Consider the following 10,247-nt stretch of genomic DNA (forward strand, 5'->3'; position numbering starts at 1 on the left):
GTTCACGTTCAGATTGAGGACACTTGCTAGTTTGAAATCACAATATTACCCAAAAAAATACTGAGCAAAGGATGCTTATGGCCGCCTATTTTGACCGCCCGATGACACGCAAGTTTTTAACAGTGTGGGGCCAGCTGCTATTGCTACTAAGCCTCGTTTTTACTTTGCCCGCTTATGCTGTTGGTGAAGACATAGCTGGTGTCACGACGGCCTTGGGTATAGAGAGTACGCCAGAAGAAGTGTCTAATGAAGATGCTGCAACTTCTACAGAAGGCGAGACCTCTGTAGAAGCTGAATCGCAAAACCTCCCCCCTGCTGCCGACCCACCGGTGATTAGTGGTGAGAGCACCAACAATGCTCAAATCGAAACCACCCCCACACCCTTAAAAGACAATGACATTCGTCAACGTATCAACGGTATTTTTTCTGAAATAGAAGGGTTGCAAGCGGTCAGTGTCAGTGTTACTCAAGGCGTTGTGACTTTAGCAGGAGAAACTCCCAACGAAAAAAAGGCGCAACAAGCCATTAATTTGACCAATCGTTTGACGGATGTGGTCACCGTTGAGGATAATATCAATCGAACGCTGGATGTTCAGGATAACGTCACGACGGTTTATCAAGGGCTCAAAGCGCAAGTTAAAAACCTAGTCAAAGCGGTGCCTTTACTCTTGGTCGGCATTGTTATCTTTGGATTGGTTACATGGTTTGGTAGCTGGTTGTCCAATCGAAAAAATATGTGGCAACGGCTCACGCCCAATCCTTTCGTCGCTGAACTGCTGGCACAAACTGTCAAAGTAATCTTTATTATTTTTGGTTTGATCTTGGCATTGAGCTTGATAGGGGCAGAAACGATCCTAGGGACGCTACTTGGCGGTGCGGGTGTTATCGGTATCGCGGTTGGTTTTGCGGTCAAGGATACTATTGAGAACTATATTGCCTCGTTGATGCTGAGTATTCGTCAGCCGTTTCGCGCTCGTGATCAGATTGTCATTAACGGGCAAGAGGGTATTGTGGTGCGTTTGACATCACGTGCGACGATTCTGATGACGTTGGATGGCAATCAGCTACGTATTCCAAATGCAGAAGTCTTCAAAGGCACTATTTTAAATTACACCAAAAACCCTGAACGACGTTTTACCTTTGAGCTGGGCGTGGATGCCAATGATGATCCGCTTGCTGCCATCAAAGTAGGTATCGATGCGATATGTCAGTTAGATTTTGTTTTAGATGAACCCAAAGCGATTGCGGTCATTAATAATGTTGGCGATTCCAATATCATTCTTGAGTTTCAGGTTTGGGTGGATCAATCAGAAACGGATTTTGCCAAAGCACGCAGTATCGCCATACGTGAAACCAAACACGCCCTAGAGGATGAAGGCTTTGGTCTTCCTGAGCCTATCTATCGTTTACGCTTCAATAATGAGTTAGAAAAAGCCTTGGAGCATCTACAAGGTAATAATCGCGCTGGCCAAGCTCATGGGGCTAATGCTGATATGACGGTTACGCCGACCACACCGGAATCTATAGCTATCAATAAAGCTGATGATAGCAGTGCTGATGACAAAGACAAAAAACAAGCCAAAGCCCGTGCTAAATACATCTTACAGGGACGTAACGCTGAAGAGGTGCTAAATGCTCGTCCTGATCAGAAGTTAATGGAAAAGGTCGAACAAGAAATTGCCGAAAACTCAGATGAGACGGATTTATTGAGTAATAATAGTCCGCAAGAGTAAATGTCCAAAAAAACCTCACAACTAGGCATAAAAAATGCATGAAAACGTATAAGACAATATTATTAAAATATACGAGACATTTTTATGCAAATGAAGCATCTGATTATATTCGCCCTAGCTGGTATTGTTATCTTAATTGGTTTCAACATGTTTAATAGCAGTCGCCACGAGAGTCGGATAGCGTCGACGACCAGTAGCAGCGCCACGGCAGCAGCGCCAGATACTGCTATTAGCTCTGAAGGTAATACCGTGAGCACCAACACCGATATCGCAAGCCAGCCTCTTGGTAAGCAGCCTAAAGCCATTCTCGATAATGCCACTGCCCAAATAGAGCAAGCCGAGCAGGTCAATCAAGAGCGCGTAGAGCAGATGAGTAATGCGCAGTAGTTAAGCAGTTATCACGTATTCATCGCGCACAAAAAAAGGCTAAAGATAAACTTTAGCCTTTTTTATTACGATTGGTTTTTACTCAACGTTAGCTTTTTTTGCTAGTGCCTTTATTGTTTCGGCTACTGTTTTTTCTAGCAGGGCTTTTCTTTGGTTGATCTTTTTTCGTTTGATTCATCTCGCTAGATTGCAGCTTCGCTTTAAGATCAAAGTCTATTTGTAGCAGATCCATATTGACGCCGGCCACTTTTACTTTGACCAAATCGCCCAAGCCAAATAGCGTACCTTTATCTTTACCAATAAGTTGCTGTTGCTGCTCATCATAGACAAAGAAATCGTCACCAACATTGGAGATATGTACTAAGCCATCGATATATAAGTCAGTTAAGGTGACGAATAGACCGAAGCTAGTAACCGTCGTTACCACACCGTCGAACTCTTCACCGACGTGATCTTTCATATAATGACATTTGAGCCAAGATTCTACGTAGCGTGATGCTTTCTCAGCGCGGCGCTCAGTATCTGACGTCTGCGTGCCAGCACCCTCTAAAGAGAAGTCCATCACTGGTTGCTTAGTGTTAGTGACTTTTGCTTTAATCGCGCGATGCAGCATGAGGTCAGGATAACGGCGAATCGGCGAGGTAAAGTGGCTATACTCGTCATAAGCTAAGCCAAAGTGACCAATATTGTCAGGCGAATAATTCGCTTGCATCATTGAGCGCAGTAGCATGCTGTGGATACTGATCGCATCGGGACGGTCTTTGGTGGCTTCGATAATCCGCTGATAATCCGCTTGCGTTGGGTTTTCTTCTGGGAAGCTTAAGCCAAAGTTTTTCGCGTATTCATGGACACGCATCGACTTTTCACCATCAGGTTTGTCATGGTTACGATACAACACTGGCAGCTCATTTTTTAACGCAAAATTAGCGGCACAGGTATTGGCGAGCAGCATACACTCTTCAATAAGCTTATGCGCGTCACCACGAGTACGCGGCAAGATGGCTGCAATACCCCCTTTTTCGTTAAACTTAATATAAGTCTCAACCGTTTCAAACTCCATTGCATGACGCTCTTCACGCTTTTGCAGCAGCAGCTCATACAATTGATGTAGAGTATCGACCGATTTTTTGACCGCTTTATTACCAGTTAATGACTTAGGAATACTCGGGTCTTGTGGATCCTCAAGATAGCTATTCACTTGATTATAAGTCAAGCGTGCCTGTGAATGAATCACCCCAGGATAGAAGTCATAGCCGGTGACCTTGCCTGCGCGAGATATCTTTATATCCGCAACCATACACAGACGATCAAGATCAGGGTTCAATGAACACAGACCGTTAGACAGTACTTCAGGCAGCATCGGAATCACACGATGCGGGAAATATACCGATGTACCACGCTCATAAGCATCTTGGTCAAGCGGCGAATTTGGCGTGACATAATGACTCACATCAGCAATCGCTACCAAGACGCGGTAGTTACCACCTGAGCGTTTTTCGGCAAATACGGCATCATCAAAGTCACGCGCATCTTCACCATCAATGGTAATAAGGGGTAAATCACGCAAGTCCGTACGACCTTTTAAGTCTTTCTCAGTCGGCTCTTGATAATCATTGGCTTGTTTAAGCGCCGCTTCACTAAAATCAGACGGAATGTCATAGTTGAGCAGGGTGGTCTCGATGATTAATTCACGATCGTTATCATCAGACAGCACTTCAGTGATTTTACCCGTAGCAAACTCATGCTGATTTGGCCAGTCGATAATATCTACTTTCACTGGAGCGCCTTGCTTAGCTTCGAAAGCCTGCACATTCTCTTCAGTGACCGTAATCGGCTGATGGTTGTTAGGACTGCCAAGCTCGACACAGTAGCCGTCTTCGTCACGCGCCAATGTACCGATGAAATTATTCTGGCGACGCTCAACGACATCGACGATACGCCCTTCGGTACGACCGCGGTTGTCTGTTGAGGTACCAACTGCTTCGACGGTATCGCCATTAAAGACCCAGCGCATTTGTTTTTCATGCAAGAATAGGTCAGGCATATCACTTAGCAATACAAAGCCAAAGCCTTTTGGGTGGGCTGACACAGTACCAGTAACCACATCGTGCTGGGTCACCGTACGATAGCGATAAGGACGTCCATCACGGTTTACTTGTCCATCACGTGCCATCGCTTTGAGGCGATTACCTAAAGCATCAAATTGGTCAGGATCATCAATATTAAAGGCTTTTGCCAATTGTTGATGGGTGACTTCGCCATGCTCATTAATCGTGCTGAGTATCAGCTCGCGACTAGGGATGGGATTGTCATATTTTTTTGCCTCACTTGAGGCGTTTGGATCGTTCCAACTCATAAATTACCGTATCTATTTTTAAAATTATTAATAAGGACTATCTTAACACGAACGACGCTGCAATATCTTGCGTCAATTGTCTTATATGTATTCGATAGCGGGTGGCTGTCACCGTCAATCAGCGACAGCACTCGAGGTATCTCAAATATCGATATCAACCGTATTCGATTGGTTTGTAATCTTTTTACTGTTTAATTCTTTAGATACTTCTAGCACTGTTGTTTGATTAGACTTGTCGAGATACTTCTGGGCTTTATCCACTTCAGTGGTCAAAGTATTGACCGTCTGCTTCATATTCTCTAGCGCTTCAATTTTATAATTACTAATCATATCCATCGTGTCATAGACATTATTAAAGGCATTTTGCAGTTTATCTAGCTCGATAGTGCTATTGGTCGCTTGCTCGTGAATTTCGCCTGATTGACGTTTGAGCATCGCTGACGTTGACTCAATCAAGCTGCTAGTGGTTTTGTTTAAAGCAGTGATTTGGTCAAGGACAAGCTTTTGATTGGTCATTGCTTGTGCCACCACGACAGCCGTGCGCAGCGCCGATACCGTGGTTGTCGTTGCGCGATCCACACCCTTAATCAGCTCTAGGTTGTTTCTACGAATGGTATCAAGCGCCAGATAGCCTTGGACGTTAACGGCTAACTGGGTTAAAAAATCCGTATTCTTTTGGCGCACATAAAACAGCATTTCCTCTTTGATAACCCGCGCTTTTTCAGGGTCGGTCGCTTCTATAGCATATACTTTTTGCTCAAGTTGCTCGTCGATTTTTTTGCCCACATAGACGTATTGACGGATAGATTGCATCAACTCCCACATATTGACTTTTTCTTGCTCAATCATCGCATTGTCTTTGAGCAGCTCGTCTTTACCATTATAAAGACTGGTGACGACAGCATTGATATGCGACTGCGCTGACTCGTATTGGCGGAAGTAATCTTGTACTTTATTGCCAAAAGGTATGAGACCAAACAGCTTACGCGAACTGGTCAGCTCTTTTTTACTCGGGTCTAAATCTTCGACGATACCGCGCAGCTCAGTCAATGACTTGGCGATAGGGGAGTTGTCAAACAAGCTGTCATTCAGGCTTTTCGCAGGCAACTCTAACATACGGTTAGATATTTGCGCGGATTCACGAATTTCTTTGGTACCCAAATTATGAATAGATTGCACATTTTGCTGAAATTCAGCGCTGCGGACAGAGTTATTAAGCACGTGATCGACGAACGCATCGACCTTGGCATCAAGTTCTGGAATTTGGCTTTCATCCAACTTGACCATCTGATCGGCTTCACTTTTTTGTATTTCTTTGACCGGTTCAGGTGGCGTCAAAGAAATACTTGGCGTAGAGGCGTTTTCGGGTGGGGTCAATTCTTGCATGAAGTTTCCTATAATATCTGAGAGGAGCTGTGTCTTTTGCCAACGACGTTAATGGTCGTGGTACACAATGTTTTTATATGTTTAATAGTTTTTATTGGCATAGATTTTTTGTATAGAGATGATTGAATATAAAACTGTCCTTTAGACTACCTTGTAATCGAAAGACTGAGAAGACAGATTTTGTAAACCAAACTCAGTCTAATATAACTATGGCGCTATTTGCACCGCTATTGTTTGCATGACTAAGCTGTTTTTTACATGATTGGATAGTAAAAAACCATCAATATCCCGCAGCATATTGATGGTTAAGATTATAACTATCTATCTCAACGAACTGTCTATATTATATAGCAGTCAAATTGATTCACAGCCACCACTAACAGTCATCTAAAGAATAGATTACTTTTTCTTAGTTGGCCCAAGCAGCATACCCATTTGACGGCCTTCCATCTTGGGATACTGTTCGACGTTTGAGATATCAGCGGTATCTTCAATGATACGATCAAGTTGTTTGCGACCGATATCTTGGTGCGCCATTTCACGTCCACGGAAGCGGATGCTAATTTTAACTTTATCTTGATCTTCCAAGAAGCTGACGATTTTACGCAGTTTGACCTGATAATCGGCTTCTTCAGTGCTAGGACGTAGCTTCATCTCTTTGAGCTGAGTCTGCTTTTGGTTCTTTTTAGCTTCTTTTGCCTTTTGCTTTTGATCATAGAGGAAATGCTTATAATCCATGATTTTGCATACTGGCGGTTTGGCTTCAGGAACCAATTCGACCAAATCTAAATTGTCTTCGCGTGCCGCTTTCATCGCGGTGTCGATATCGACCACGCCCATTTGTTCGCCGTCTTCTTTAACCAGACGGACTTCTTTGGCACTGATATCTTCGTTGATGTTCAAACGGTTGGACTGTTTAATAGGTATTACTCCTCATCTGTTTTTGGGGTCTGTCGGCCTTTTTTACCAACAGCGGTCTGTACTAATGCTATAAATTCAGAAACACTCATCACGCCAAGGTTCTCACCTTCGCGAGTACGGACATTGACACTGCCCGTCTCGATTTCTTTGTCCCCTAATACTAGCATATAGGGAATACGTTCTAATGTTTTCTCTCGTATCTTAAATCCAATCTTTTCGTTACGCAAGTCGCTAATAGCACGCAAACCTGCATTTTTGAGCTCGCTGACCACGTTTTCGCAGGCATCGGCTTGTTTATCGGTAATATTCATCACAACGACTTGTTGCGGTGCGAGCCAAACTGGCATCCAACCAGCGTAGTTCTCAATTAAGATACCGATAAAGCGCTCAAATGAACCCAAGATGGCACGGTGCAACATAATAGGTACTTCGCGCTCATTTTGCTCGTTGACGAATTCCGCATCAAGACGTTCAGGCATATTTGGGTCAACCTGAATAGTACCGCACTGCCACACGCGCCCTAAACTGTCTTTTAGACTGAACTCAATTTTCGGACCATAAAACGCGCCTTCGCCGGGTAAATAATCCCAATCTAATCCTGAGCTATCAAGGGCATCAGCAAGCGCCTTTTCGGCAAAGTCCCAAGACTCATCGCTACCAACACGTTTTTCAGGACGGGTTGAGAGCTTCATAATAATCTTGTCAAAGCCAAAGTCTTCATAAACAGCAAGCGTCAGCTTAATAAAATCCGCCACTTCTTGTTGAATTTGCGCTTGGGTACAGAATATATGCGCATCATCTTGCGTAAAACCACGAACGCGCATCAAACCATGCAGTGAACCTGACGGCTCATTACGATGACACGAGCCAAATTCTGCCATACGGAGTGGCAAATCACGGTAAGACTTTAAACCTTGATTAAATACCTGTACGTGACACGGACAGTTCATCGGTTTTACCGCATAATCACGGTTTTCGCTTGAAGTGGTAAACATATTGGTTGCATAGTTACCCCAATGTCCTGAGCGTTCCCATAAACTGCGATCCACAATTTGCGGGGTTTTAATTTCTTCATAACCATTATCGTACTGTACTTTACGCATATATTGCTCAAGCACTTGATAAATTGTCCAACCATTGGCATGCCAAAACACCATACCCGGCGCTTGCTCTTGCATATGAAACAGGTTCAAAGCCTTACCAATCTTACGATGGTCACGCTTTTCCGCTTCTTCGATACGCTGGATATAGGCTTTTAAATCTTTTTTATCTGCCCACGCCGTCCCATAAATACGTTGTAGCTGTTCGTTCTTAGCATCACCGCGCCAATATGCGCCAGACATTTTAGTCAGCTTGAATACCTTTAAGAATCGCGTGTTCGGCACGTGGGGGCCACGGCACATATCGACATATTCTTGATGATGATAGAGGCCAAAAGCCTCTTCACCTGGCATATCATTAATGAGCTTGAGCTTATAATCTTCGCCGCGTTCTTCAAAGATCTTAATGACTTCATCGCGAGGTGTCATTTTTTTGATGACGTCATAATCTTGCTTAATCAACGCCATCATACGTTTTTCAATGGCTTCCATATGTTCAGGGGTGAACGGCGTCTCACTATAGATGTCATAATAAAAGCCATCTTCGATAACAGGACCAATCACCATCTTCACATCGGGATAAAGCTGTTTGACCGCGTGCCCTAATAAGTGAGCGGCCGAGTGACGAATGATATCGACACCATCAGCATCTTTTGGCGTAACGATTTCTACTTTAGCATCACGGGTGATAGGATCAGAGGCATCCACCAATTGACCATCTACACGTCCTGCAACCGTCGCTTTTGCTAGGCCAGCTCCAATGCTTTGCGCCACTTCCATGACGGTTGTATTGCCTTCGAAGTTCTTTACGCTACCATCGGGTAAAGTAATCGCTACCATAATCTATTCACCTTTTTGCGTCCGTTGGCAGTGATGATTGCAACAATCAATCATATAACCGTAAGACTGCGTCAATTATATCCAACCACTGTGATATGTTGTAAGAGATAGGCATTACTTAAAAGTGCAGACATATATATCATCACGATTTATAGCCATCTAATAATCTATAATCGCATAACCATAATAGAGAGCGAGCTGCCTTTTATAATAAGGTTAAGCAGAACTACTCTTAAGTAATGTTATAAAAGCGGCCATTATAGCAAAAACCGTCTATAAACACTAGATAGCAAGGGGTTAGGTAAGCTTCTATATATAGGTGCTATTGATGTAAATATCAAGAAGGATAAATATGTATAACTAAGGACATAGCGAAGCAGGTTATCAATAAGCACCATGGCAGTAATAAGACTTTCAACTACTTAATACATTCGGCTAATTTATTATCCGCAAGTTTTCGAGCTTCTCTATTCATATTTTTACTTGGCTCAATCACACCCAACAAACACGACTTTTCCTTGTTTAAACGAATGACAACCAATTGTTGCTTGTCCTGTTCTCTCGATAAATAAAAGGCATCACCATCTAAAGGATCTATCTGAGCAGTATAAATACGATAGATAAGAGCATGGTATTTCTTTAAATTACCAACTTTCTCATATCGCCATTCAACAGTCTCACCCACACGAAAAGAGGGTAGAGGCTGATAAGATACCTTATGATGGTTATATATGAGATTTACCCCAAGTCTTAAATCACGACCTACTGCCTGCAATAAATAATTATGCTTTGAAGGACAATCTGCCTGATAAATATCTTGGTCAGTATTTAAAGTTCGACAGTCTTCTTCTTTAAGAGAGGTATAATCAGAACTCATTTTAGTAGTGGCAGTGGCAGTGGCAGTGGCTAAAAGAGTGACACCTCCAATAAGCAATAAGTCTGATCTCATAAACATCCTTAATAAGTGTTTTGGCATTATCATAAGCTTAGATTGATACAAGTATAGAATATAGCAAAAAGCTCATATGACTCTAAAACGATTAAATAAAAATAAACCACTCAAACCCCTTGACGGCCAACTGAAACCACGTATAATGCGTCCCAGTCGGAAGGGAAGGCGGATTGGAGAAGTGGTATACCACTGAACAAACTTATTAATTCGTTTAAGGGTTTAGGATAGCTATCTCGGTAGTCAACTAGAAACTTTCAAACTAAATAAAATAACTTCTTGACTTCATAAATAAAGCGTCTATAATACGCACCTCATTAAGGCAAAGCAGGAAAGCTTATATGTAAATTACATATAAATAACCTGACTAACCTGATGAAACAAATTATAAAAAAGCTTGACAATCCCAATCATTATGATAAGATAGTCGGCTCGCTAGATAGCTTAACCCGCAAGGGATTAGAGCTAAATGGTGAAAGAGACACCCTATATAATCACCTACTGGACGACAGTAGATGAACACTATTTAAAAGCATAACTAAAGAACAACTTGTGTGGATTTTTGCTGATTCAGA

Annotated in this window: 7 protein-coding genes; 2 read left to right on the forward strand and 5 right to left on the reverse strand. The window is 42.8% G+C overall.

All coding sequences use genetic code 11. The features are described 5' to 3' along the window. The first annotated feature begins 77 nt into the window (after positions 1-77). Positions 78-1,733, forward strand: a complete 1,656-nt coding sequence (locus HQR03_RS03130; RefSeq protein ID WP_173239094.1) for a mechanosensitive ion channel family protein — start codon at positions 78-80, stop codon at positions 1,731-1,733. An 84-nt stretch (positions 1,734-1,817) separates the two neighbouring features. Further along, the gene (locus HQR03_RS03135; RefSeq protein WP_101211836.1) at positions 1,818-2,120 is read left to right on the forward strand and encodes a hypothetical protein; all 303 of its coding nucleotides are present in this window, start codon (positions 1,818-1,820) and stop codon (positions 2,118-2,120) included. An 88-nt stretch (positions 2,121-2,208) separates the two neighbouring features. On the opposite strand, the gene rnr is transcribed toward HQR03_RS03135, so the two are convergent. From rnr to HQR03_RS03160, 5 genes are all read right to left on the reverse strand, one after another. After that, positions 2,209-4,476: a ribonuclease R gene (gene rnr / locus HQR03_RS03140; RefSeq protein WP_101211835.1), complete on the reverse strand. Its 2,268-nt coding sequence runs from the start codon at positions 4,474-4,476 to the stop codon at positions 2,209-2,211. A gap of 141 nt (positions 4,477-4,617) precedes the next feature. Next, positions 4,618-5,862, reverse strand: coding sequence for a toxic anion resistance protein (locus tag HQR03_RS03145; RefSeq protein WP_025652976.1), 1,245 nt, complete (start codon positions 5,860-5,862; stop codon positions 4,618-4,620). Between the two features lie 399 nt (positions 5,863-6,261). Then, positions 6,262-6,765, reverse strand: coding sequence for a translation initiation factor IF-3 (infC, locus tag HQR03_RS03150; protein ID WP_021813163.1), 504 nt, complete (start codon positions 6,763-6,765; stop codon positions 6,262-6,264). A 23-nt stretch (positions 6,766-6,788) separates the two neighbouring features. Next, the gene (gene thrS, locus HQR03_RS03155; protein ID WP_173239095.1) at positions 6,789-8,723 is read right to left on the reverse strand and encodes a threonine--tRNA ligase; all 1,935 of its coding nucleotides are present in this window, start codon (positions 8,721-8,723) and stop codon (positions 6,789-6,791) included. A gap of 418 nt (positions 8,724-9,141) precedes the next feature. After that, complete coding sequence (locus HQR03_RS03160; protein WP_173239096.1) at positions 9,142-9,672, reverse strand: hypothetical protein; 531 nt, start codon at positions 9,670-9,672, stop codon at positions 9,142-9,144. Positions 9,673-10,247: the final 575 nt, after the last annotated feature.

The organism is Psychrobacter okhotskensis (assembly GCF_013248965.1).
Classification (GTDB): domain Bacteria; phylum Pseudomonadota; class Gammaproteobacteria; order Pseudomonadales; family Moraxellaceae; genus Psychrobacter; species Psychrobacter okhotskensis.

Excerpts from the sequence above, each read along its gene's own strand:
- HQR03_RS03130 (WP_173239094.1), top strand. The coding sequence starts at position 78 with ATGGCCGCCTATTTTGACCGCCCGATGACACGCAAGTTTTTAACAGTG.
- HQR03_RS03135 (WP_101211836.1), top strand. The coding sequence starts at position 1,818 with ATGCAAATGAAGCATCTGATTATATTCGCCCTAGCTGGTATTGTTATC.
- rnr (WP_101211835.1), bottom strand. The coding sequence starts at position 4,476 with ATGAGTTGGAACGATCCAAACGCCTCAAGTGAGGCAAAAAAATATGAC.
- HQR03_RS03160 (WP_173239096.1), bottom strand. The coding sequence starts at position 9,672 with ATGAGATCAGACTTATTGCTTATTGGAGGTGTCACTCTTTTAGCCACT.
- HQR03_RS03145 (WP_025652976.1), bottom strand. The coding sequence starts at position 5,862 with ATGCAAGAATTGACCCCACCCGAAAACGCCTCTACGCCAAGTATTTCT.
- thrS (WP_173239095.1), bottom strand. The coding sequence starts at position 8,723 with ATGGTAGCGATTACTTTACCCGATGGTAGCGTAAAGAACTTCGAAGGC.